Raw genomic sequence first — 23,865 nt, 5'->3', positions numbered from 1 at the left:
CTCCCTATACGCGCGGCCCGGAACACGACATTGTAGCCGTTCCGGGCCGCATGTTTTTGGGGGACGTAATGCCGAGGATCATTGCCGCAGCTTTGTTCGCCATCGCTGCATTGACGGGCGAGGCGCGCTCGCAGCACGGCGGCGTCGAACTCGGCGTCCTTGATTGCGCCATTGGCGGCGGCACCGGCTTCATCTTCGGTTCGAGCAAGGATCTGAGCTGCACGTTCACGCCTGCCGACAAGAGCTTCGCGCCGGAAGCCTATTTCGGCGCCGTCAACAAATACGGCCTCGACATCGGCACCACCACCCAGAGCGTGATGCGCTGGCTGGTGCTGACGACCATGAACAACATCTATGCTCCCGGAGCTCTGGCCGGTGACTATGTCGGCGCCAGTGCCGAAGTGACCGCCGCGATCGGCGCCGGCGCCAACCTTCTGGTCGGCGGCACCGGCAACGCCTTCACCCTGCAGCCACTCAGTGTCCAGACCCAGACCGGTCTCAACATCGCCATCGGCGTCAGCCAATTCCAGCTGCGCAGCAGCGCGAACTGATCGCAGTATCAGGTGGTTCCCCAACGCTTCGTCATCCACGGGCGGAGCAAGGAGCGTAGCGACGCGGCGCAGACCCGAGGATCCATGCCATGACGTTAAGGCGTTGAGACGGTGCGGAATTCTGCACCGTTGTGTCCCTCAGCCAGCTCGCGGCATGGATCCTCGGGTCTTCGCGACGCCGCTTCGCGGCTGCTCCGCCCGTGGATGACGAAGCTGAGAGCTCTTCGGCCAATCTCGGCCGTTTGCGCTTCGATAAGAAAAGTCGCTTGAACCCAACCATGGTTGAGGTTTTAGAAGCCAACCCTGCGTGAAACAGCGCGCATGGCCCCGCCGGAAATCCCTACTGGCTTCTAGTGTCATGCGCCGGCACCGAGATATGCAAGGCGGGGTAAAAGGAATGTCTGAAATCACCAGCAACAGGGTCGACTGGCGGGCGCTATGGGCAAGCGGCGATCTGGCGCGCTTCTGCTTCATCAACCTCGGCATTCTGCTCTACGCCACCAACGAGACGATGGTCGCGACCGTGATGCCGGCGATGGTCGGCGAATTGAACGGCGTGCAACTCGTCGGTTGGTCGCTGGCCATCTACGAGCTTGGCGCGATTACCGCCGGCGCCGCAGCCGGGCGGCTGGTCAGCTACGTTTCCTTGCGCAGCAACATGGCGATCGCCGCCTTGCTCTACGCCGCCGGTGCGCTGGTCAGCGCCGTCGCCCCGACAATGGTCCAGTTTCTCGCCGGACGCCTGATCGAAGGTCTTGGCGGCGGCGCGCTCGTGTCCCTTGCCTTCGTCTCGGTCGAGCGGCTTTTTCCACGTAACATCTGGCCGCAGCTTTTCGGCGTGATGTCGGCGATCTGGGGCGTCGCCGCCTTCAGTGGCCCGCTGATCGGCGCCATCATGGTCGACCTTCTGTCCTGGCGCTGGGCGGTCGGCATCTTCACGCTGGGCGGCCTCGCCATCGCGCTTGCCAGCTTGATCGTTCTCAACACCGAAGGCGCATCGCGGCCGCAGGCATCGAGTGGCGCGGCGCCGCCCTTCCCCTATGGCGCGCTCGGCTGTCTCGCAATCAGCGTCGTGTTGATCGCGACCGCCGGCGTCGACATCGCACTGCTTCGCTCATCCCTGCTGCTTTGCCTCGGCCTTGTCGGCCTGGTGCTGTTCATCCGGATCGACGCGTTCAAGCCGCGATCGCGGCTCTTCCCTCGAACCTGTTCTCCTGGCGTTCGCCGGTCGGCAACGGCATGACGATGATCGCCGCCTTTTCGGTGGCGACCTGCTCCTTCGGAATCTACGGGCCGCTGCTACTCACCACGTTGCATGACATACCGCTGCTCACCACCGGCTACATCATTGCCGCCGAATCGATCTCGTGGTCGATCCTGTCGATCCTCGTCGCCAACGCGCCGCCGGAGCGCGAGCGGTCGATTGTCGTCATCGGCGCCCTGATGATTGCCTGCGGCATTGCCGGCTTTGCTTATACGATCCCCGACGGCTCGATCCTGCTGATCCTGCTTTGCGCCCTTTTGCAAGGCGGCGGCTTCGGCATCGCCTGGCCGTTCGTGACCCGCATCATCGTCGCCTCGGCGGCGCCCGACGAACAGACCATCGCATCGGCAGCCGTGCCGACCATGCAGCGTATCGGCTATGCGGTGGGCGCGGCCGTCGCCGGCATCATCGCCAATGCCAGCGGCTTCTCCGGAGGGCTGAGCCGCGAGGCGGCCGCGACCGTCGCCGGCTGGCTGTTCCTGGCCTTCCTGCCGCTCGGCCTGGTCGGCTGTCTGGCCGCGCTGAAGATATTTTCGGGGGCGAACCGGCCCCGCCTGGCGGCGGGCTGACGCCGGCGCCGGTCAAAGCGACGGAAGAACAATCCGGATGTGTTCGGCAAATGCCTCGACCGCGGGCGATCGCCCCGTGTCGGCGAAGGCGACCAGAATGCCGAGGCTGGGCAAAGGTGGAAGCGGGGCGCCTAGTACATACAGGTCGGACGGCACCGCCTCCGCGGCCATCACGCTGATCGCCAGACCGGATCTTGCGACGGCGATCAGCCCGGCAAGGCTGTTGCTGGCGTAGGCGATCTTGTAGCGCAGCCCGGCGCGGGCCATGGCCTCGCAAGCCCCCTTGTGGTCGACGGCGTTCGACGCCGACAATGCCAGCGGCACGGTGTCGCCGAAATCGTAGAGTTCCAGGGCCGGCCTGCTGCCCACCCAGACCAGGGATTCCCGGCGCACGACATCAGCCGACCCGCTCGGATCAGGCGTGGAAACGAGCGCCAGGTCGATCTGGCGCGCGTGCAGAAGCGTTCGCAATTCGACCGTCGGCGCCGAGACCACCTTGATCTCCACATCGGGATACATGGTGCCGAAACTCTTCAGGAGCGCGGGAAAGAACGCGCTCAGATAATCCTCGGGACTGCCGAAGATGATCGAGCCGTGCAGGCCTTTGTCGGAAAGCGCCGAGATCGCCTCGTCGTGGATTTTGAGGATGCGCTCGGCATAGGCAAGGAAGCGTTCGCCGCTGCCGGTCAGCCGCACGCCGCTGCCGCTGCGGTGAAACAAGCTCTGCCCAAGCGCTTCCTCCAGCCGCTGGATCTGCATGGTCACCGCCGATTGCGTGCGCCCGACCTGCACGGCCACAGCGCTCAGCGTGCCCGAATGGGCCGCGCGCACGAATGTCGACAACAGCTTGAGATCGAGCGGACCTTGCATATCAAATCCATTGATATCGGAATCCGACTACTATCAATTTTACTGCACCCACGCCAACCGGTATTTATTGCGCTGGACGCTTTGGTGGAGCTGGACGATGTCGAAAAACCTGGACCGAGGCTTTTGGAATGCAGCGCAAAAGCACCTGATACGCTATGGCGGCAGTTTCGAACCGGCGATCATCGAGCGCGCGGCGGGATCCTTTGTCTACGATGCCGACGACAAGCCGATCCTCGATTTCACCTCCGGCCAGATGAGCGCGCTGCTCGGCCACTCTCACCCCCGCATCGTCTCGACGGTGAGCCGCCAGGTCGGACAGGTCGCGCATCTCTTCAGCGGCATGCTGTCCCGACCGGTGGTCGAGCTCGCCGAGCGCCTCGCGGCGCTGGCGCCGGGGCTCGACCGTGTGCTGTTGTTGTCGACCGGCGCGGAATCGAACGAGGCCGCGATCCGCATGGCGAAGCTGGTGACCGGCAAGCACGAGATCGTCGCCTTTTCGAAGAGCTGGCACGGTATGACCGGTGTTGCGGCCTCTGCGACCTACAGCGCCGGCCGCAAGGGCTATGGGCCGGCCGCCGTCGGCTCGCTGGCCATCCCCGCGCCGAACAGCTTCCGGCCGCGTTTCAAGAATGCCGACGGCTCGCTGGATTGGCAGACCGAACTCGACGACGCGTTTGATCTTGTCGACGCTCAGTCGACCGGCAACTTGGCCGCCTTTGTCGCCGAGCCGATCCTGTCCAGCGGCGGCATATTGGAACTGCCGCTAGGCTATCTGGCCGCACTGCAAAAGAAATGCCGCGAGCGCGGCATGCTCCTGATCCTCGACGAGGCGCAGACCGGCATCGGCCGCACCGGACATATGTTCGCCTTCCAGAGGGACTGCGTCACCCCGGATATCCTCACTCTCTCGAAAACCATCGGCGCCGGACTTCCGCTGTCGGCCGTCATGACCACGGCTGAAATCGAGGAAGAGGCGCATGAGAAGGGCTTCCTGTTCTACACGACCCATGTCTCCGACCCGTTGCCGGCAGCCGTTGGCCTCGCCGTGCTCGATGTCGTGGAAGAAGAAAAGCTGGTCGACCGCGCCCGGCATCTCGGCGCGCGATTGTTCGATGGCCTGTCGCGACTGAAGCAGCGCTACGACTGCGTTGGCGACGTGCGCGGCCGCGGCCTCCTGCTCGGCGTCGAGATCGTCAAGGACGGCAAGGTCCCCGACCACCAGCTTGGCGCGGTGATTGCCACGGAAGCGTTCCGGCGCGGGCTGAGCATGAACATCGTCAAGCTTCCCGGCATGGGCGGTGTCTTCCGCATAGCGCCGCCGCTGACGATCACCGAGGAGGATCTGGACCTCGGCCTGCGGATCATTTCCGACTCGATCGAAGCCGGTCTTGCAGCAGACATCAGCGTTCCGGGCATCGCCGCGGAGTGAGGTTATCGCAATAACGCCCGGCACGCCGATGCGAGCCGGATCAAGCACTCACACGACGATGGACTGCAACTGCTCGGCAATGAGCGCGGCAAGCCGCGCCGCCACCTCGTCCTTGCTCATTTCAGGCCACTCCTCGACGCCGGTCCTGGAGACGATGCGCACCTTGTTGCGGTCGCCGCCCATGACGCCGGACGGCCCGATGCCGCTCTCATGCGAGACATCGTTGGCGACGATGAAATCGGCTCCCTTCCTGGCCAGCTTGGCCTCGGCATTGCGGATCAGATCCTGCGTCTCTGCAGCGAAGCCGATCACCAGCCCCGGGCGCTGCTTGTGATGACCGACACCGGCGAGAATGTCGGGGTTTTCGACCATCAGCAGTGCCGGCGGCCCCTCGCCCGCCACCTTCTTGATCTTTTCGCCGGCCGTGCCGGCGGTGCGCCAGTCGGCGACCGCGGCGACAAAGACCGCGGCATCCGCCGGCAGCAGTTGCTCGACGGCCGCCTTCATCTCACTTGCTGTCTCGACATGCGTCGTCGCAACGCCGGCCGGATCGGCAATGTTGACCGGGCCGGACACCAGCCGCACATCCGCGCCGAGTTTCGCCAGCGCTGCCGCTATCGCGTGGCCCTGCTTGCCCGACGAGCGGTTGGCGATATAGCGCACCGGATCGATCGGCTCATGCGTCGGCCCCGAGGTGATTATGATCCTGCGGCCGGCAAGCGGCTTCGGCTTTTCGTCGAGCATCGCCTCGACCGCCGCGACGATCTCCAGCGGCTCGGCCATGCGGCCCTCGCCGGCCTCGTTGCTCTCGGCCATCTCACCCCTGCCGGGGCCGACAAAGACAATGCCGTCCTTCTGCAGCGTCGCCCGGTTGCGGCGCGTCGCTGGATGCGCCCACATTTTCGGGTTCATCGCCGGCGCCATCAGCACCTTCTTGTCGGTGGCCAGAAGCACCGTTGAGGCGAGATCGTTGGCATTGCCGTTGGCCAGCTTCGCCATCAGGTCGGCGGTGGCCGGCGCGACGACAAGAAGATCGGCCTCGCGCGACAGCCTGATATGGCCGACGTCGTGCTCGTCCTTGCGATCGAACAGCTCGGTGAAGACGTGATCCGCCGAAAGCGCGCCGACCGACAGCGTGGTGATGAACTCCTGAGCGGCCGACGTCATGACCACGCGGACCGCAGCGCCACGCTCGCGCAAGCGGCGGATGAGGTCGAGCGCCTTATAGGCGGCGATACCGCCGCCTATGATGAGCAGGACGCGTTTGCCGGAAAGCGCGCCTCTGGCTGACGGCTTGTTCGATTGGGCGGCAACGGTCGTCGCCTGGCTGCCGGAAGAGCCTGCCAACTCGCGCAACGTCTTCTCGATCTGATCGATGCGGTCGGCTTGCCCTGCCCGGCCTTCGACCGCCGCCCGGATCATCAGCCGCGCCTGCTCCTCCATGGAGCAGCCATTTTCCGCAGCCAGCTGGCGCAGCAGGTCCTTCACGTCATCGTCGAGGTTGCGGATGGTGATGCTGGCCATGTGATTGCACTCGCCTGATCGTCGCGAGTGCAATGATAGCAATGCTATCAGAATCCGGCAATCACAAGATTTTCCAGGCGATGTAGATCAACGTCAGCGCGATCACCCAAAGCGCCACGCGACCCGAACGGGTGTGACGCGCCTCGGCCTTGCCGATGGCGCGCGCGGTCGCCTCGTCGAAGCGCAGGCCGTGCTCGGCCATCAGGTCGATCTCGCGCGACAGCCGGTCGGTGCGGACGGCGAGATCGGGCGCCTGCCTTGCCAGCGTCAGCAGCGCCTTGGCGCCGTCGCGCGCGTCTGTGAGCAATCCGCGCGGGCCGAGATTGCCGGCGATCCAGTCGCCGACCACCGGTTCGGCTGTCTTCCACATGTTGAAGGCCGGATCGAGCGTGCGGGCGACGCCCTCGACCACGACCATGGTCTTTTGCAACAGGATCAGTTCCGGCCTTGCCGCCATGTCGAACAGTTCCGTGACCTCGAACAGCAAGGTCAACAGCTTCGCCATCGAGATGGTCTCGGCCGACTGGCCGTGGATCGGCTCGCCGATGGCGCGGATCGCCTGCGCGAAGGCCGAGACATTGTGCTGGCGCGGCACGTAGCCGGCCTCGAAATGCACCTCGGCGACGCGTTGATAATCGCGCACGATGAAGCCATAGAGGATCTCGGCGAGGAAGCGGCGCTCCTTCTTGCCAAGACGCCCGGCAATGCCGAGATCGACCGCGACGATGGTGCCGTTGGCCTCGACGAACAGATTGCCTGGATGCATGTCGGCATGGAAGAAGCCGTCGCGCAGCGTGTGCCGTAGAAACGACTGGATCAGGTTGGCGGCGATCGTCTTGAGGTCATGGCCGGCGGTGGCAAGACCGGCGATGTCGTTCATCTTGACGCCGTCGATCCATTCCATGGTGAGCACGTCGCGGCCGGTTCGTTCCCAGTCGACCGAAGGCACGCGAAAGCCAGGATCGTCCTTGGTGTTCTCGCCAAGCTCGGACAGCGCCGCCGCCTCGAGCCGCAGATCCATCTCGATCCTGGTGGTCTGCGCCAGCGTTTCGGTGACCTCGACCGGGCGCAGGCGGCGCGACGAGGGGATGTATTTTTCCTGTAGGCGGGCAGCGAGGAAATAGCTTTCGAGGTCCTGGAAGAAGCGCCGCCGCACGCCGGGCCGGATGACCTTCACCGCCACCTGCGAAGCGGCGCCGTCGCGCACGACATCCGCGCTATGCACCTGCGCGATCGAGGCCGCCGCCACCGGCTCGCCGAACTTCGCATAGAGATCGTCTATCTTGCGCCCGAGCGACCCCTCGATTGCCGCGACCGCCTCCGCCTTCGGGAAGGTGTGCATCTTGTCCTGCAAGAGCGCCAGGTCGAGCGCCATGTCGTTGCCGACGACATCGGGCCGCGTCGCCAGGAACTGGCCGAGCTTGACGTAGGAGGGTCCGAGCCGCACCACTGCCCGCGCCAGCCGGTCGCCACGCTGATAGCTCAGCGCACGACGGCGGGTGAACAACCGCGCCACGCGCCAGCCAAACTTCGGCATGCCCGAAAGCTCTTCGCCGGGCAACGCGGCGACGACGCCCTCGCGGACCAGCACCCAGCCGGCCCTGGCCAGCCGAAAGGCGGCGGCGACGCTGCTCATTGGCCTGCCCGTTTGAGTGAGGCCTGTTTCAACGGGGCCTGCTTCAAACGGGCCTTGCTCAAAATGTCCCGCCTCAAAGCTTCCAGCCCGAATGCAGCGCCGCGATGCCGCCGGAATAGTTGCGGAAACTCACCCGGCTGAACCCGGCGCGGGTGATCATGGAAGCGAAATTCTGCTGGTTGGGGAATTTGCGGATCGATTCGACAAGGTACGAATAGGGCTCGCCATCGCCAGTCACCGCCTTGCCAATCCTGGGGATCGCGTTGAACGACCAGGCCTCATAGGCCTTGTCGAGCAGCGGCATGTCCACCTCGGAGAATTCCAGGCACAAGAACCGTCCGCCGCGCTTCAGCACACGATGGGCCTCGGCAAGTGCGGCATCGATGCGCGGCACATTGCGGATGCCGAAGGCGATCGTATAGGCGTCGAACGTCTCGTCCTCGAACGGCAGCGCCTCGGCATTGGCCTCGACGAAGTCGGTGTTTTCAGCCAGCCCCTGCTTCTCGGCGCGATCGCGGCCGACGGCCAGCATCGAACCGTTGATGTCGAGCACGGTGGCGTGCGCCTGGCGTTGGCTGGCCTCAACGATGCGGAAGGCGACATCGCCGGTGCCGCCGGCAACATCGAGCACGCTCCAGCCTGCCCGCTTCGGCGGGTTGAGCCAGGCGACCATCGCGTCCTTCCACAGCCGGTGCAATCCGGCCGACATCAGGTCGTTCATCAGGTCGTAGCGATTGGCGACTTTATGGAAGACGTCGTTGACCAGGGGCTGCTTGTCGCCCTCCCCGACCTTCCTGAACCCATAGGAGGTCTCCATGCCGCCTGCAGCCGTGGTTCTTTCAACCGACATTATTTTCATCCGTCATAAAACCGGCGGGACCATAGCCGATCGATGGTGCCGACGCTATTGTCCAGGGCGCGGTTTTAGGCCGCGCCCTGGAGACGGGCCCGGGAAGTGCATTGCGTGTTTTTCCGGTCGGAATCTGTGCCAGAACATCGTACCGGACGGGATGACCGCATGATTTTGAAAGCCGAACTGCATTGCCACATCGAAGGGGCGGCAGCACCCGAACTCGTCATCGAGCAGGCCCGCAAATATGGCAAGGACCCCTCGCCTTTCATTCGCGACGGCTCCTTCTTCTGGCACGATTTCACGTCTTTCCTTGCGGCCTACGATTTTTCCGCCGACCTGTTCCGCACCGAGGAGGATTACGCGCGTCTGGCGGATCATTATCTCACCAGCCTGGCCCGCGACGGCGCCATCTATTCCGAGGTCTTCACCTCGCCGGATCACGCCAGGAACGCCGGCCTCTCGCCCAAGGCCTATACGGATGCGCTGGGCGAAGGCATGCTCCGCGCCAAGGCCAAGACCGGCATCGAAGGCCGCATGATCGTCACCGGCGTGCGCCATGTCGGGGTCGAGGCGATCGAGCAGGCGGCGCGCTTCGCGGCGCGCTGCGGCCATCCGCTGGTCACCGGCTTCGGCGTTGCCGGCGACGAGCGCATCGGCGACTTCGAGGATTATGTGCGCGCTTTCGAGATTGCCCGCGAGGCGGGCCTCGGCATCACCATCCATGCCGGCGAGTTGATGGGATGGGAGAGTGTGGCGGCAGCGCTCGACCATATCCGCCCGTCGCGCATCGGCCATGGCGTGCGCGCCATCGAAAACCCCGACCTTGTCCGCCGCATCGCCGACCAAGGCGTGGTGCTGGAATGCTGCCCCGGCTCCAACATCGCGCTGAAAGTCTTCGACAGCTTCGCCGCCCATCCCTTCCCGGCGTTGCGCGCCGCCGGCTGCAAGGTGACGCTCAACTCCGACGACCCACCCTATTTCTGGACCTCGTTGAAGCGCGAATACGACATCGCCGCCGAGCATTTTTCCATGAATGACAAGGCACTCGCCGGTGTCACCAGGACGGCCATCGAGGCGGCGTTCGTCGACAGGAAGACCAAGGCGATGCTGCTGGGGCGGCTGGACGCGAAGGTTCGGTGAGTGGTCAATAGGCAGTAGTCAGTAGCGGCCGATTTCGCCGCGCGTATCGCACGGTTGAGGACTGGCGCTTTCCCTCGGGCAGGGACTCGCAAATCGGCTCACTATTCACTACTCACTACTCATCACCCACTGCGAACCAGTCGGAGCAGATCATGCAGGGCGTCACCGTCGTCGACCACCCGCTTGTCCAGCACAAGCTGACCATCATGCGCAAGAAGGAGACCTCGACGGCCGGCTTCCGGCGGCTGTTGCGCGAGATCTCGCTGCTTCTGGGCTATGAGGTGACGCGCAACCTCGAACTGACCACGACCATGATCGAGACGCCGATCGAGGAGATGGAAGCGCCCACGCTTGAAGGCAAGAAGCTGGTCTTCGCCTCGGTTTTGCGCGCCGGCAACGGCCTGCTCGAAGGCCTGCTCGACCTGGTGCCGGCCGCGCGCGTCGCCCACATCGGCCTCTACCGCGATCATGAGACGCTGGAAGCGGTCGAATATTTCTTCAAGGCGCCGAGCGATCTTGCCGACCGTCTGGTGATCGTCGTCGACCCGATGCTGGCGACCGCCAATTCCGCGATCGCCGCAATCGACAAGCTGAAGGGACGCGGCGCGACAAACATCCGCTTCCTCTGCCTGCTCGCGGCACCCGAGGGCATCGAGCGCTTCACCAAGGCGCATCCGGATGTGCCGGTCTTCACCGCCTCGATCGACCGCCAGCTGAACGAGAAGGGCTACATCATGCCCGGCCTCGGCGACGCCGGCGACCGCATGTACGGCACAAAATGAGCGCATTCGTTTACCGCCTGTTTACGCACACAGGCGGTTCCGACGCGCGTTAAAGCTGAAAACACCATGTCGGCCTAAGGATGCACCCTGAAGAGCAATTCCAGGAAAAGTGTAAAGCGGTTTTCCGTTCGGAATTGCTCCAAAACAAGAGATAGAGCGGCTCAACGTTTCCCTGAAACGATAAACCGCTCTAGGGGCGTCCATGCTGCGCAAGCTTCTCATCCTTGGCATCTTTGCCGGAACCTCGGCATCGATCCCGATCGTCTATCAGTCGAATCCGCATCTGCTGGACGGCTTGCTGAAATCGACTGTCGTCTCCAAGCCTGCAGCACCTGAAGCGCAGCCGCAGGTCAACCTCGCTTCGGTCCCGGACAAGCCGGCAGCGCCGGTGCCGCTCGGCCGCCAGGTGCTGGTCAATGCCGACGAGCGCGGACACTTCACCTCGCAGTTCAAGCTCAATGGCCGTCAGGTCGATGGCATGATCGATACCGGCGCCACGCTTGTCGCCATCAACATGTCGACGGCGCGCAGGATCGGCATTTCGCTCAACCCGTCCGATTTCAATCGCCAGGTGAACACCGCCAACGGCGCCATCAAGGCCGCGGTGGTCACATTGGACCATCTGCAGATCGGCAAGATTTCGGTCGACAACATCCAGGCGATGGTGCTCGACGACAAGGCCTTGCAGGTCAACCTGATCGGCATGAGCTTCCTGCAGCGGCTGCAGAAATACCAGGTCCAGGACGGCGCGCTGCTGCTCGTGCAGTGACCCGGCCTATCGAGGCAATATCCGTCTAAGCACGGTCTTCTCGGCTGGTGGCTTCGACGCACCGATCGCATAGGCGGCGCGCACGGCGGCAGCTGCTTCTTGCGCCTCCGCATCGCTGCGGCCATGCACCAGCGCCAGCGGCTCGCCCGCCCGCACCTCGGCGCCGACCGGCAGCAATCTCGTCAGGCCGACGGCATGGTCTATTCTGTCGTCCGGGCGCCTGCGCCCGCCGCCGAGCGTGACGACGGCAAGGCCGATCTCGCGCGTCGCGACGCCGGTGACGAACCCGTCCCCGGCCGCTTTTACCGCCAACTCCACAGACGCCTTCGGCAAATATTTGTCCACATTCTCGACGAAATCAGCGGGACCGCCCAGCGCCGTCACCATGCGCGCGAAGATCGCCGCCGCGCGGCCGCCGGCAAGCGTCTCGGCGGCGCGCCGCAGTCCATCCTGGTTGGACGAGACGACCCCGGCCGATTGCAGCATCTCGGCAGCGAGCGCCAGCGTCACCTCCTCCAGCCGGCGGTCGCGGTAGCGGCCGGTGAGGAAATCGACCGCGTTCTTCACCTCGACCGCGTTGCCGGCGGCCGATGCCAGCGGCTCGTTCATGCCCGTCACCAGCGCCGAGGCTTTCAGGCCAGCGCCATTGGCAACCTCGACCAGGCTGTTCGCCAGGGCGACCGCATCGCGCGACTTTTCCATGAAGGCGCCATTGCCGACCTTGACGTCGAGCACCAGCGAGCCGAGCCCGGCGGCAAGCTTCTTCGACAGGATCGAGGCGGTGATCAGCGGTACGGACTCGACGGTTCCCGTCACGTCGCGGATTGCATAGAGCCTTCGATCTGCTGGCGCGAGATCGGCGGTCTGGCCGATGATGGCGAAGCCGGTTTCCAGAACCGTCTTGCGCAAGCGCGCCACATCGGGCTGGCTGATGTAGCCCGGGATGGCATCCATCTTGTCGAGCGTGCCGCCGGTATGACCAAGCCCGCGGCCGGAGATCATCGGCACATAAGCGCCACAGGCGGCGACGATCGGCGCCAGCATCAGCGAGACATTGTCGCCGACGCCGCCGGTCGAGTGCTTATCGGTGACGGGGCCCGGCAGGTGCGACCAGTCGAGCACATCGCCGGAATCGCGCATCGCGACCGTCAGCGCCACCGCTTCCTCGCGGCTCATGCCGTTGAGAAACACGGCCATGGCGAAGGCCCCGACCTGGCCTTCCGAGATGGCGCCGGCCGTCAGTCCCTCGATGAACGCCGCGATCTCCGGCGATGAGAGCTTGTGGCCGTCGCGCTTGCGGCGGATGATCTCTTGCGGAAGCATCAGTCGGGCAAGCCATCCTGGAAGACACGCCGCAGGATCGTCGCCAGCCGCGCGCCACCGACCGGAGCCATGTCCTTGGTTTCCTGGTGCGAGAGCTCGGCCCCTGTCATCCCGGCCGCGAGGTTGGTGATGACCGAGCAGGCGGCGACCTTGAGACCTAGGAAGCGGGCGAGGATGACTTCCGGCACGGTCGACATGCCGACGGCCGTCGCGCCCATGATACGCGCCATGCGGATCTCGGCCGGGGTCTCGAAGCAAGGCCCCGAGAACCACATATAGACGCCCTGATGCAGCGCGGTGCCGGTGGCCTTGGCCGCCTTCTCGATCGCGCCGCGCAGGCCGGCATCGTAAGCCTCGGTGAGACCGACGAAGCGGCGATCGCTCGGCTCACCGATCAGCGGGTTGGAGCCGGAGAAATTGATATGGTCGCTGATCAGCATCACCGACCCCGGCGCCATTTCGGGATCGACCGAACCGGCGGCGTTGGTGAGGATGAGATGCGAGATGCCGATGCCGGCCAGCACCTCGAGCGCCGGACGCATGGCGGCGGCATTGCCATGTTCATAGTAATGCGCGCGGCCCGACAGCATCAGCACCGGGGTGCCGGCAAAATGCCCGGCGACCACCTCGCCGGCATGGCCGGAAACGCCGCTGCGTGGAAAGCCCGGCAATTCGGCGTAGGAAATGCGCCTGGCGTCCTCGACCTGGTCGACCAGTCCGCCAAGGCCGGAGCCCAGCACGAGCGCCGCGGTCGGCGCCAGCCCGTCGAGCTTCTCGACCAGATGATCCAGCGCTTCCTTCATTTCAAGATATCGCCCCTGAAGCCGTAAGGCAGCATGTCGCCCATGGTCACGGTTTCGGCCACGCCGGCATTGTCGCACAGATAGAGTTTTGTCTCCGGCCGGCAGAATTCCGCCAGCCGCTGGCGGCAGCCGCCGCAGGGCGAGCATTTGGCCATGCGTTCGGCGATCACCGCTATCTCGACTATCCTGCCGCCGCCGCCCATGACGTAATGGCCGAGCGCGGTGGTTTCGGCGCACCAGCCTTCGGGATAGGACGCCACCTCGATATTGGCGCCGGTGAAGACGCGGCCGTCCTCGGTGCGAAGTGCTGCACCCACGGGAAATTTCGAATAGGGCGCATAGGCTTTGGCCATCGCCGCCTTCGCCGCCTCGAACAGATCATGCGACATTCGTCTCTTCTCTCTCACGATCTTGTTCAAATGCCGGTTGTTGCTGAATCGGCAAGCCTGGCCTCAGCGTTCCTTGACGTAAGGCACGCCGCCGGCACGCGGCGGGATCGCCTTGCCGATGAAGCCGGCGAGCAGGATCACCGTCAGCACATAAGGCAGCGCCTGCATGAGCTGTACCGACACCTTGCCGACAATGGGCAACGGTGTGCCCTGCAGGCGGATCGACAGGGCATCGAGAAAGCCGAACAGCAGGCAGGCGAACATGGCGTTGACCGGCTTCCATTTGGCAAAGATCAGCGCCGCCAGCGCGATATAGCCCTTGCCTGCGGTCATGTCCTTCACGAAGCCGCCATTTTGCACCATCGACAGATAGGCGCCGGCAATGCCGGTCAGCACACCAGTGCAGATCAGCGCCCGGTAGCGCAGCCAGGCGACGGAGATGCCGGCGGTGTCGACGGCGGCCGGGTTCTCGCCGACGGCGCGCAGGCGTAGCCCAAAGCGGGTGCGAAACAGCACCCACCAGGTGAATGGCACCATCACGAAGGCGAGGTAGACCAGGATAGAGTGCCCGGACAGAAGTTCGGCATAGATCGGTCCGATGATCGGCACGTCGCGCATGGCCTCGGCGCCCGGCCAGGTGATGGCCTCGAAGCGTTCGCCAGGCTGCAGCGCCGGCGTGCGCCCGCCTTGGCTGAACCAGGCCTGGCCAAGGATGATGGTCGAGCCGGCGGCGATGAAATTGATCGCCACGCCCGAGACGATCTGATTGCCGCGGTGCGTGATCGAGGCAAAGCCATGCACCAGGGCGAATGCGACCGACATGACGATCGCCATGCCGAGGCCGAGAAGGGCCGAATGGAAGACCGAGGCAGCAGCAGCACCGGCAAAGGCGCCGACCAGCATCTTGCCTTCCAGTCCGATGTCGAAAACCCCGGCGCGCTCCGAATAGAGGCCGGCCAGACAGGCGAGCAGCAGCGGCACCGAGAGGCGGATGGTCGAGTCCAGGGTCTGGACGATCATATTGAACGCGTCCATCTCAGGCACCTTTCCCCTTGACCGCTTCCATGCCGACCGATCGCGGACTGAACGAGGCGAACAGCGCCTGCACATAGGGTCGGAACATGTGCTCCAGCGCACCGGCAAACAGGATGACCAGGCCCTGGATGATGACGATCATGTCGCGCGAAATCGCCGGCATTTCGAAAGCGAGTTCGGCGCCGCCCTGGTAGAGCATGCCGAACAGGATTGCCGCCAGCACGATGCCGACCGGATGCAGCCGGCCCATCAGCGCCACGGCGATGCCGACGAAACCGGCGCCGGAGACGAAGTCGATTGCGACATTGTGCTGGTCGCCCATCACCGGGTTGAGCGCCATCATGCCGGCCAGCGCGCCTGAGATCATCATGGCGGTGAGCACGATGCGCGTCTCCGAAATGCCGGCGTAGCGCGCCGCTTTCGGGCTGTGGCCATAGGTGCGCATCTCGTAGCCGAGCTTTGTGCGCCAGATCAGCAGCCAGACCAGGAAGGCCATGACCAGCGCCAGCAGGAAGCAGACATTGAGCGGCGCCGAACGGATCTTGGCGCCGAACAGTTCTATGATCCAGTTGAGCTTCGGCAATTCAGCGCCGGCGAGGAAGTTGCGGGTCTGCGGCGCCTGCGAGGCCGCCGGCTTCAAGGGGCCGACCAGCAAATAGACCATGATCGAGGCGGCGATGAAGTTGAACATGATGGTGGTGATGACGATGTGCGAGCCGCGCTTGGCCTGCAGATAGGCGGGGATCAGCGCCCACAACGCCCCCACAAGCGCCGCGGCGACGATGGCCAGCGGAAATGTCAGCCACCACGGCAGCACACTGTCGAAGGAAAGGCAGACGATGGCGATGCCGAGACCGGCAATGTAGGCCTGCCCCTCGGTGCCGATGTTGAACAGGCCGCAATGCGCGGCAACCGCCACCGAAAGCCCGGTGAAGATGAAGGTGGTGGCATAGAAGAGGGTGAAGGCGATGCCGGTTCCCTTGCCGAACGCGCCCTCGACCAGGATGACGGCGGCGCGGAACGGATTTTCACCGACCAGAAGCACGACGAAGCCGGCGACGATGAAGGCCACAGCCAGGTTGATCAGCGGGATCAGCCCATAATCGGCCCAGGCCGGCAGTTTGGCGTAAGGCGTGCTCATTCTGCAGCCTCCTGGCGCTCGACACCCGCCATCAGCAGGCCAAGCTCGCCCTCGGTCGCCTCGGGACCGCGCTCGCCGACGATGCGGCCGGCAAACATGACCAGGATGCGGTCGGAGAGCGAGCGGATCTCGTCGAGTTCGACAGACACCACCAGCACCGCCTTGCCCTGGTCGCGCATGGCGATCAGCCGCTTATGGATGAACTCGATGGCGCCGACATCGACGCCGCGCGTCGGCTGGCCGACGATGAGGACACCCGGGTCTTGTTCCATTTCCCGCGCCAGCACGATCTTCTGCTGGTTGCCGCCGGAAAAATTCGCCGTCTTCAGCCGCGGGTTGCCTGGCCGTATGTCGTATTTCTCAATCTTGTCCTTGGCATCGGCCATGATGACGTCGATGTTGAGGAACGGCCCCTTCAGATAGCGCGGGTCGTCATGGTAGCCGAGGATCGAATTCTCGTTCTCCTCGAAGGCCAGCACCAGTCCGACATGATGGCGGTCCTCCGGCACATGAGCCAGCCCGCGGTCGCGCAACTCGCCGGGATCGGCGGCACCCGTCAGGTCGATCGGCTTGCCGTCGAGCATGACCGAGCCGGAAACGGCGCGCCTGATGCCGGAGATCGCCTCGAGGAGTTCGGACTGTCCGTTGCCGGCCACACCCGCGATGCCGACGATCTCGCCGGCCCTGATATCGAAGGAGACGTCATCGACCATGGTAACGCCGCGGGAATCCTTCACCGTCAGGTTCTTGACCGCGAGCTTGATGGCGCCCGCTTCCGCCTCGCCCTTTTCGACCCGCAGCAGCACGCGCCGCCCGACCATCAGCTCGGCCAGTTCCTCGACCGTCGTCTTCTTCGTCTCGCGCGTCGCCACCATCGTGCCCTGGCGCATCACCGAAACGGTGTCGGTAATGGCCATGATCTCGCGCAGCTTATGGGTGATCAGAACAATCGTCTTTCCCTGGTCCTTCAATTGCTTGAGGATACGGAAGAGATGGTCGGCCTCGGCTGGAGTGAGCACGCCCGTCGGCTCGTCGAGGATCAGGATCTCGGCGCCGCGATAAAGCGCCTTGAGGATTTCGACACGCTGCTGCAGGCCGACCGGCAGTTCCTCGATGATAGCGTCGGGATCGACTTCCAGCCCGTATTCGCGTTCCAGGCGTTCCAGTTCGGAGCGCGCCTTGGCGATGCTCTTCTTCAGCAACGCATCGCTCTCGGCGCCGAGGATGATGTTCTCCAGCACCGTGAAATTGTCGACCAGCATGAAATGCTGGTGCACCATGCCGATGCCGAGCGCTATGGCGTCATTGGACGTCTTGATCGAGGCCGGCTTGCCGCCGACGCGGATCTCGCCGCTATCGGCCTGGTAAAAGCCGTAGAGGATCGACATCAGCGTCGACTTGCCGGCACCGTTCTCGCCGACAATGCCGTGGATGGTGCCGCGCGTGACTTCGAGATTGATGTCGCGGTTGGCGCGCACGGCGCCAAAGCTCTTGTTGATGCCTACGAGCTCGATTGCGGCTTGCGCCATGCAGCCTGTCCCACTCTTTATTTTTTATCGCTTGGTCAAAATGCCTAGCATGATGCCCCGCGCCTGCCAATCGGCGTTTCACTCTCGACAAATCCCCGCACCCTTGTCAATTTCGAACGTGGCCGGGCGCTTCACATTCGCTAATATGGCGGTCCCGAAATTCGCACCATGGCGCTGGAGTGAGCACCCGAATGGACACGCCCGCCGACCGGTTGACGACGCTGGAAATCCGCGCCGCCGAGCAGGAAAAGACCATAGAGGAGCTGTCCGGCCAGATCGCCGAGCAGTGGAAGGTGATCGAGCGCATGGAGCGCAAGCTCGGTGCGCTGACCAACCGGTTCCTGGAACTGGAAGAGCAGTCGGCTCCCGATGTGCCGGTGACCAAGCCACCGCATTGGTGAGGAGCATGGGAGAAGGCCATGTCCAGTGAGAGCGACCGCGTCGCCAGGGCCGGCGATTATGTCTTTGGCCTGATGAACGACAGGGATCGCGCCCGCGCCGAGCGCGATCTCAAGATTGATCCGATCTTTCGCGACACCGTGCTGAAGCTCGCCGAACGCTTGCGCGCCCTTGACCCCGCCGGTTCCTCCACCGAACGCCAGGACGCCCGCTGGAAGCTGGTCTCGCAACGCCTTGCCGAATTGCCGCAAATGCATGCCCGGCCTGCCGGCCTCGCCGAGGCCGAGGCAGAGCCGCCACCTGTCGTGATCCACCGGCTGCAACGCAAGCCCTACGGCGTTGGCCTGCACGCTCTAGGCGGAAGGTTGGGATTTGTCATTGCGCTGGCCCTGCTGGCCGCCTTTGCGCTCGGCTATCTGGCCGGCACCTTATAAGCAATTCCAGGAAAAGTACGTAGCGGTTTTCCGTCCGGAATTGCGCCAAGCTAAACATCGCAATTCCAGGAAAAGTGCGTAGCGGTTGGGCTCGGCGACTTCGCCGTAGCTTTCCGTCCGTAATTGCGTCAAGGCAAGGATCGCGCCATCAAAAGCATCGGCTCGCCATCCTGCTCGAAGGGTTCGACGGCAATCCAGCCGAGCGTCTCATAGAAGCGGCGCGCCTGCCAAGTGTAGAGATAGAGCTTGCCGACGCCAACCGATGCGGCATGCGCCTCGACGGCCCGGAGCAACGCCCTGCCGACGCCTTGGCCCCGGTATGATTCGTCGACGATCAGCCCGGCCAGCCAGGGTGTAAGATCATGCGCCGGATCGATCTCTTTGCGCACCAGCAGGCAGCTGCCGATCGGCCGGCCCCGATCGCGGGCAACCAAGGCCGCCTCGAACCCGTCGCCGGCAAGCAGACCGCGCAGGCCGGCCATATCCTCATCGAGCGTTCGGCTCGTACCTTCGAAGAACGCCGCAAGCCGAAGCCGTGCGATCGCCTCGACGTCGCCTTCCGTCATGGCTTCGATCGTCAGCCGCATCGTCGTCTCCAAAGCGAAACCGCCGGGCTTTCGCCCGGCGGTTCACAAATCCTGCTTGAAGCCGATCAGTACGGACAGGCGTTGTCGGTGGTGTAGTCGTGCACCTGGATCTTGCCGGAGATGATGTCGGCCTTGGCCTTTTCGACAGCCGCCTTCATCTCATCGGTGACCAGAGCCTTGTTGTTGTCGTCCATGGCATAGTCGACGCCGGCTTCCTTGAGACCGAGATTCTCGAGGCCGCCCTTGAAGGTGCCGTTCTTGCCATCCATGAACGTGTTGTAGACGGCGACGTCGACACGCTTCATCATCGAGGTCAGCACCTTGCCGGGCTGCAGGCCGTTCTGGTTGGAATCGACGCCGATGCCGAGCTTGCCGGCATCCGCCGCAGCCTGCAGCACACCGACGCCAGTGCCGCCGGCGGCCGCGTAGACCACGTCGGCGCCCTGGTCGATCTGCGTCTTGGCGATCTCGCCGCCCTTGGCCGGGTCGTTCCAGGCGGCAGGCGTGTCGCCGGTCATGTTCTGGATGACGTCGGTCGCACCGGCCGACTTGGCGCCGCCGACATAGCCGCATTCGAATTTGCGGATCAGCGGGATGTCCATGCCGCCGACGAAGCCGACCTTCTTCGACTTCGACGCCATCGCCGCCAGGATGCCGACGAGATAGGAGCCTTCGTTCTCCTTGAACACCAGCGAGCGGACATTGGGCAGGTCGACGGCATCGTCGATGATGGCGAAGTTGAGGTCGGGATATTCGGCCGCGATCTTCTTCAGCGCATCTTCCCAGGCAAAGCCAGCCATGACGATCGGATTGCGGCCGTCCTCGGCGAAGCGGCGCAGCGCCTGCTCGCGCTGCGAGGCGTTGGAGACTTCGAATTCGACATAGGCGGTGCCAGTCTCGGCCTTGAACTTTTCGGCGCCGTGATAGGCAGCCTCGTTGAAGGATTTGTCGAACTTGCCGCCGAGATCGTAAAGGATAGCCGGCTGGACATCCGCGGCGAAAGCCGGAAGAACCATTGCGGTTGCGGCCAGAAGGCCGAGAACGATACGTTTCATGTGATCCACACCCTGTCGGTTATTTTTCCGTTATGCGCCGCCTGCCAGCCCGGTTCTCCGGCGGGCTTGCGACGTCAGGCAGGAAGTGTTTGCCCCTCCCGCTCCAGGGCAATCTGGCACGACCCGAAACAAAATTCACGTGGAATTTTGACCTGTTGGAAAAAGCGTTACCGGCAGGCCCGGTCGGTTGTTTGCATTGCCTTCAGGGGCTTGGCGCGAATTCCGCGTTGCGGCGCTTGCGCCGATAGCCGATGGCGTAAAGCAGGAAAGCCAGCACCGCGAACACCGCGAAACCCGGCTGGGCGAGCACCCAGGCGACGATGCCGTCCCAGACCACGGGGCTTGCCTTGGCGCGCACCAGGGTTTCGAAAGCCGCGCGGGTATCGGGCGAGACGGCGAGCCAGCTTGCGTTGAGCGGCGTCATGACCAGAGCCGATTCCGCGACCGACCGTGTCGTATCGATCACCGCCATGATGACGGCAATAGACAGCGCAACCATCGCCGCCAGCCGAAAGATGAAACGCAACATCGAACGCTCTCCCCGGAAGCCCCCGTCGACCCGCAACCGACATAAAGCCTGTGCAATCGCCGCGCAATCGCAGCGGTACAAATTAAGCAACGCTCGCCGGCTTGCGTCGGTTGACCCGCCAGATGGCGAAAATGCCGCCGGCGATGGCGCCTACGATCAGGCCTGCAAGGCCGATGAAAGCCGCGAAAAATCCGCAGGCCCCCTCGAAGCAGCTCATCTGCGTAGCGTCGGCGATGAGCGAGCCGGCAAAGAAACCGGCGCAGGCGCCAATGGCGCCGCCGAGGATGATGCCGAGCAGCCCGGCGAGGATCGACACGAACAGCGGCGGTCGTTTGCTCTCCGGGTTCGAGTAGACCGCGTCGGCGCCGGCATCTGGCCGCAAAAGATAGATGCAGAGCAGGCCGATGGCGATTTCAGCGACGCTGAAACCAAGCGCCTCAGCCGAAAAGGCGAAGCCGGACGCCAGCAGCAGGTAGGCCTGGCGCACCACGAGCCAGATGATGATGACAATCTGCCAGATCGTATAGTGGCGCTGGAAACGCGCCGACCGGTTGAAGGCAAGGCCAAGCAGATACAGGCCCCACAGGATGGTGACGACGCCGCCGGTAAGCCCGCTGTAGATCAGGAAGAGCACGTTTTCCGGCAGGCTGAAGTCGCCGATCAGCCGCCAGTTGGAGAACAGGCCGTAGGCCGACAGCCCCATGACGATGACGAGCCATGCCACCGGGATGAAGGAAAGCCCACCGTCCGGCTGCCCCGCGGGTCGTTGGTCGATCGATGCCATGTCAGGACGATGCCCCTCGCAAAGCCCTAAGCAATTCCATCGAAACGCTCGGCAGTTTCTGTCTGGAATTGCGTGAAAACAAACGTTTAGCCCAGTCGACAGCCGGCCGGGGTTGAAGTCAAGCGGGTCCGGATGGGTCGGCCGATCTGTGCACATCATTCGACATCGGCAAGGCGGCACGAGGGCCGGCATGCCGACCATCCACGGCAAAAACCCTTGCAATGCCATTATGGCTTGGCATTCGCTTTCGGATCGACTAGATGAGCCCCGCGCCTATATGCCTAGACGGCTAGCGGTGCTGGGAAGGGCTGCCCACCGGTTGAAGGCACCCTGGCAAGCCGTTCAAGGCTTTCCCACGGGAGCATCTCCCCAACCAGCGCGGCAAAACCAGCCGACGCGAGATGCGAAACGACGGAGAGGTGGCCGAGTGGTTGAAGGCGCACGCCTGGAAAGTGTGTTTACGGGAAACCGTAACGCGGGTTCGAATCCCGCTCTCTCCGCCATATCATCAATAAAATCAGTGACTTAAAGGGTATTTCAGAACTTACCGCCGAAAAGCCCATCATGCAGGATGCTATTGATTTAGACAGCATGCGACGGCATGAGACATCCGCCGGGATGCCCATTCGGAGCGGCAGTCGCTCCGGGAAAGGAAGCGAGTGAACCGTAGCTTCTCCGTTCCCAAGTCCGCCACCCAGGTGGGAAACCGCGCCAGACGCCAGGGAAAGCCCCTGTGTATTCTTGGGGCGTCAACATTTTTGTGGCTTGAGGGTTAACCTCGGGCTCGGTCGGGGCCGATCCCGACCTCCGGATCACTCGCTAGGCCCGACGAGCTTTACAAACAATCTTTCCCCTGATGTTCATATTTATTGAACGACCTTGGAAAAAGCCGCGTAGGGTTCCCGCCCTGTGACCGCGGCTTTTTACATGGTCGGCCGACGGCTTGCCTTCGTCAAGCGACCCTTCCCCCTCCCCGACCATCAGGCGGGCCGAGGAGTTTCCCGAGGCAACCCTCACGCCCCCTCGCGGGTCCCTCGCGGGAGCGTTCGGGATGCCCTTTCAGCGCGTCGTGCCGGCACACCGAAAGGGCCAGGGGCTCTGTGTTCTTCCAAGATGTGATAGAAGATCGCGAGTCTAAAACGGTGATCAGATGGCAATCGCTATTACCATCGTTGGGGAGAGCGCTAAGCCAGTCGAGAGGTGGTTCGGGACCACACATCTAGACCAACCAGCGAAAGCCCAGAGTTCGACCATGCATTTTGAGGCACATCAGACAAACTTTTGATTCTTTGAGAAATACCGTTTCGACGGCTAGAAGATTAACCAAAAACAGATGGGATGCCATCTGGATGGTTTACAAATTCCTAATTTTAGCCTTTAGTAATATGGCGCATGTAAAGGGCGCGCGGTCGTTAGGGGCGGTCGCGCGAGTAATTGGGAGTTGGGGTTCGTAAGACGAAATTGTCGGACGTGGCGATGGCGCGGCTAGCTTGACGTGCCAGGTGAACTACTTGTGTGGTTGTTCCGGGCGTTTGCATATGTCTTCCGCTATCCGAGCTCTCTTGCTGGGTGGTCGCTGAGGCGAACGGGTAGGGGTAGGTGGGAGTACGTCGGAGAGGGTCGCCACCGCGAAGCCAATGGAGGAAGGCCCCAGGCCTTGTGCGTTTGGGTGGTCGCGAGTTGGCGGAGTTGGGCTCACAGTGCGTTCGCGCGCCAGCTGAACCCCTGTTCATGGATCCCATTGTTTCTGATCTTCCCACGTTACCGAGAAATTTGAGGCCCAAAGAAGGTGCGATCGCACTCGGCGCCCGGCGACTAGCCGCGCCCCAGATGGCGACAGCGCTCGAGGACCGCGTGAATTTTTCCGCCGTTTGTCTGGCCGCGCAAGCGCGCGTCAGCCTCAGGTGCGGCGTCTGCTCGGCTGATTCCCGAGCCGATAAGACGCGCAAGTTCGCCGCGATCGCCGGAGACGGGGATCTCCGCTGTGGAACTGCGAGACGGCTTCCGGCGCCAAATGGCCGGCCGGTCGCCGCTGCTCATGGAAACTCAATGTGCGGTCAACGGACATCAGGATTCTGCAGCCGCTGAAAGGAAGCAAGTCATGGCCTCGACAAGCAATGGCGCGACGGTCGACAACCTTAATGTGCTCGATGCCATCGCAACTAATAACACCGGCGGCGCCCAGATTATCCAGCTGCAAGACATCGCGTCTGCCTTATTTGCTGCCACAAACGCGACTCAACTTCAGACGATCGATACCGCATTCTGGACAAACAATCTGACGCTCACGTTTCTATCCGCTAGCACGGGTCAATACTACACACTGTGGGCCACATCGCTTAACAACTTTGACTTGGTGCAAAGCGATAACTATGGAAACCCGCTTGCTGGCGCCTCCACTATCACCTTCAGCGCGAACAGCGCATCCACTTTTCTGAGTGCCTTTTCCAGCAACGCAAGCCTAGCTGGT

At 63.5% G+C, this 23,865-nt stretch carries 21 protein-coding genes, 1 tRNA gene and 1 pseudogene; 9 read left to right on the top strand and 14 right to left on the bottom strand.

The features are described from left to right. Window positions 1-68: 68 nt before the first annotated feature. Both ACVDG8_RS25510 and ACVDG8_RS25505 read left to right on the top strand, forming a co-directional pair. Window positions 69-551, top strand: a complete 483-nt coding sequence (locus ACVDG8_RS25510; protein WP_447250906.1) for a DUF992 domain-containing protein — start codon at window positions 69-71, stop codon at window positions 549-551. A 397-nt stretch (window positions 552-948) separates the two neighbouring features. Then, window positions 949-2,384: pseudogene (locus ACVDG8_RS25505) on the top strand (MFS transporter). Between the two features lie 12 nt (window positions 2,385-2,396). On the opposite strand, the gene ACVDG8_RS25500 reads toward ACVDG8_RS25505, so the two are convergent. Beyond that, entirely contained in the window at window positions 2,397-3,254 is an 858-nt protein-coding gene (locus ACVDG8_RS25500) for a LysR family transcriptional regulator (protein ID WP_447250904.1), read from the bottom strand. Between the two features lie 97 nt (window positions 3,255-3,351). Between ACVDG8_RS25500 and ACVDG8_RS25495 the strand changes: the two genes are divergently transcribed. Next, complete coding sequence (locus ACVDG8_RS25495) at window positions 3,352-4,683, top strand: aspartate aminotransferase family protein (RefSeq protein ID WP_447250903.1); 1,332 nt, start codon at window positions 3,352-3,354, stop codon at window positions 4,681-4,683. Window positions 4,684-4,731: 48 nt separating this feature from the next. Here ACVDG8_RS25495 and coaBC read toward each other — a convergent pair whose 3' ends face one another. From coaBC to ubiE, 3 genes are all read right to left on the bottom strand, one after another. Beyond that, entirely contained in the window at window positions 4,732-6,207 is a 1,476-nt protein-coding gene (gene coaBC / locus ACVDG8_RS25490) for a bifunctional phosphopantothenoylcysteine decarboxylase/phosphopantothenate--cysteine ligase CoaBC (protein WP_447250902.1), read from the bottom strand. 61 nt (window positions 6,208-6,268) lie between these two features. After that, window positions 6,269-7,843, bottom strand: a complete 1,575-nt coding sequence (ubiB, locus tag ACVDG8_RS25485) for a 2-polyprenylphenol 6-hydroxylase (protein WP_447250901.1) — start codon at window positions 7,841-7,843, stop codon at window positions 6,269-6,271. 73 nt (window positions 7,844-7,916) lie between these two features. Beyond that, the gene (gene ubiE, locus ACVDG8_RS25480) at window positions 7,917-8,693 is read right to left on the bottom strand and encodes a bifunctional demethylmenaquinone methyltransferase/2-methoxy-6-polyprenyl-1,4-benzoquinol methylase UbiE (RefSeq protein WP_447250900.1); all 777 of its coding nucleotides are present in this window, start codon (window positions 8,691-8,693) and stop codon (window positions 7,917-7,919) included. A 168-nt stretch (window positions 8,694-8,861) separates the two neighbouring features. On the opposite strand from ubiE, the gene ACVDG8_RS25475 reads away from it, so the two are divergent. The 3 genes from ACVDG8_RS25475 (at window position 8,862) to ACVDG8_RS25465 (ending at window position 11,387) form a co-directional block, all read left to right on the top strand. Further along, on the top strand, window positions 8,862-9,836 hold the full coding sequence (locus ACVDG8_RS25475) for an adenosine deaminase (RefSeq protein ID WP_447250899.1): 975 nt from the start codon (window positions 8,862-8,864) through the stop codon (window positions 9,834-9,836). Between the two features lie 152 nt (window positions 9,837-9,988). Continuing rightward, window positions 9,989-10,618, top strand: a complete 630-nt coding sequence (gene upp, locus ACVDG8_RS25470; protein ID WP_447250898.1) for a uracil phosphoribosyltransferase — start codon at window positions 9,989-9,991, stop codon at window positions 10,616-10,618. A gap of 202 nt (window positions 10,619-10,820) precedes the next feature. Beyond that, the gene (locus tag ACVDG8_RS25465; RefSeq protein WP_447250897.1) at window positions 10,821-11,387 is read left to right on the top strand and encodes a TIGR02281 family clan AA aspartic protease; all 567 of its coding nucleotides are present in this window, start codon (window positions 10,821-10,823) and stop codon (window positions 11,385-11,387) included. A gap of 6 nt (window positions 11,388-11,393) precedes the next feature. Here ACVDG8_RS25465 and deoA read toward each other — a convergent pair whose 3' ends face one another. The 6 genes from deoA to ACVDG8_RS25435 all read right to left on the bottom strand — a co-directional run bounded on the left by deoA (window position 11,394) and on the right by ACVDG8_RS25435 (window position 17,607). Continuing rightward, window positions 11,394-12,710 carry a thymidine phosphorylase gene (gene deoA, locus ACVDG8_RS25460; protein ID WP_447250896.1) on the bottom strand — a complete coding sequence of 439 codons (1,317 nt, stop codon included), beginning with the start codon at window positions 12,708-12,710 and terminating at the stop codon, window positions 11,394-11,396. Continuing rightward, complete coding sequence (locus tag ACVDG8_RS25455) at window positions 12,710-13,513, bottom strand: purine-nucleoside phosphorylase (RefSeq protein WP_447250895.1); 804 nt, start codon at window positions 13,511-13,513, stop codon at window positions 12,710-12,712. The genes deoA and ACVDG8_RS25455 overlap by 1 nt, the downstream gene beginning before the upstream one ends. Further along, window positions 13,510-13,902 (bottom strand): cytidine deaminase, encoded by a 393-nt coding sequence (gene cdd, locus ACVDG8_RS25450; protein WP_447250894.1) that lies wholly within the window; start codon window positions 13,900-13,902, stop codon window positions 13,510-13,512. Before cdd ends, ACVDG8_RS25455 begins: the two co-directional genes overlap by 4 nt. A 63-nt stretch (window positions 13,903-13,965) precedes the next feature. Further along, window positions 13,966-14,937 carry an ABC transporter permease gene (locus ACVDG8_RS25445; RefSeq protein ID WP_447250893.1) on the bottom strand — a complete coding sequence of 324 codons (972 nt, stop codon included), beginning with the start codon at window positions 14,935-14,937 and terminating at the stop codon, window positions 13,966-13,968. Between the two features lies 1 nt (window position 14,938). Beyond that, on the bottom strand, window positions 14,939-16,078 hold the full coding sequence (locus ACVDG8_RS25440) for an ABC transporter permease (protein WP_447250892.1): 1,140 nt from the start codon (window positions 16,076-16,078) through the stop codon (window positions 14,939-14,941). Continuing rightward, a complete protein-coding gene (locus ACVDG8_RS25435; RefSeq protein ID WP_447250891.1) occupies window positions 16,075-17,607 on the bottom strand; it encodes an ABC transporter ATP-binding protein in 1,533 nt (510 codons plus the stop codon). The genes ACVDG8_RS25440 and ACVDG8_RS25435 overlap by 4 nt, the downstream gene beginning before the upstream one ends. 191 nt (window positions 17,608-17,798) lie before the next feature. Here ACVDG8_RS25435 and ACVDG8_RS25430 point away from each other — a divergent pair, with 191 nt between their 5' ends. Next, entirely contained in the window at window positions 17,799-18,008 is a 210-nt protein-coding gene (locus tag ACVDG8_RS25430; RefSeq protein WP_447250890.1) for a SlyX family protein, read from the top strand. 18 nt (window positions 18,009-18,026) lie between these two features. Beyond that, entirely contained in the window at window positions 18,027-18,440 is a 414-nt protein-coding gene (locus tag ACVDG8_RS25425; protein WP_447250889.1) for a hypothetical protein, read from the top strand. Between the two features lie 128 nt (window positions 18,441-18,568). Here ACVDG8_RS25425 and ACVDG8_RS25420 read toward each other — a convergent pair whose 3' ends face one another. The 4 genes from ACVDG8_RS25420 to ACVDG8_RS25405 form a co-directional block, all read right to left on the bottom strand. Beyond that, window positions 18,569-19,027, bottom strand: coding sequence for a GNAT family N-acetyltransferase (locus ACVDG8_RS25420; RefSeq protein ID WP_447250888.1), 459 nt, complete (start codon window positions 19,025-19,027; stop codon window positions 18,569-18,571). Window positions 19,028-19,092: 65 nt separating this feature from the next. Next, complete coding sequence (locus ACVDG8_RS25415; protein ID WP_447250887.1) at window positions 19,093-20,082, bottom strand: BMP family lipoprotein; 990 nt, start codon at window positions 20,080-20,082, stop codon at window positions 19,093-19,095. Window positions 20,083-20,284: 202 nt separating this feature from the next. Further along, on the bottom strand, window positions 20,285-20,611 hold the full coding sequence (locus ACVDG8_RS25410; RefSeq protein WP_447250886.1) for a hypothetical protein: 327 nt from the start codon (window positions 20,609-20,611) through the stop codon (window positions 20,285-20,287). An 82-nt stretch (window positions 20,612-20,693) separates the two neighbouring features. Further along, window positions 20,694-21,395: a hypothetical protein gene (locus ACVDG8_RS25405; protein WP_447250885.1), complete on the bottom strand. Its 702-nt coding sequence runs from the start codon at window positions 21,393-21,395 to the stop codon at window positions 20,694-20,696. A gap of 413 nt (window positions 21,396-21,808) precedes the next feature. Here ACVDG8_RS25405 and ACVDG8_RS25400 point away from each other — a divergent pair. Next, a tRNA-Ser gene (locus tag ACVDG8_RS25400) sits at window positions 21,809-21,898 on the top strand. The last annotated feature ends 1,967 nt before the right edge of the window (window positions 21,899-23,865 follow it).

This window comes from Mesorhizobium sp. ORM8.1, assembly GCF_053005525.2.
Note: the sequence above shows the minus strand (reverse complement) of the source record. Positions and strands in the feature narration are given on the sequence as shown.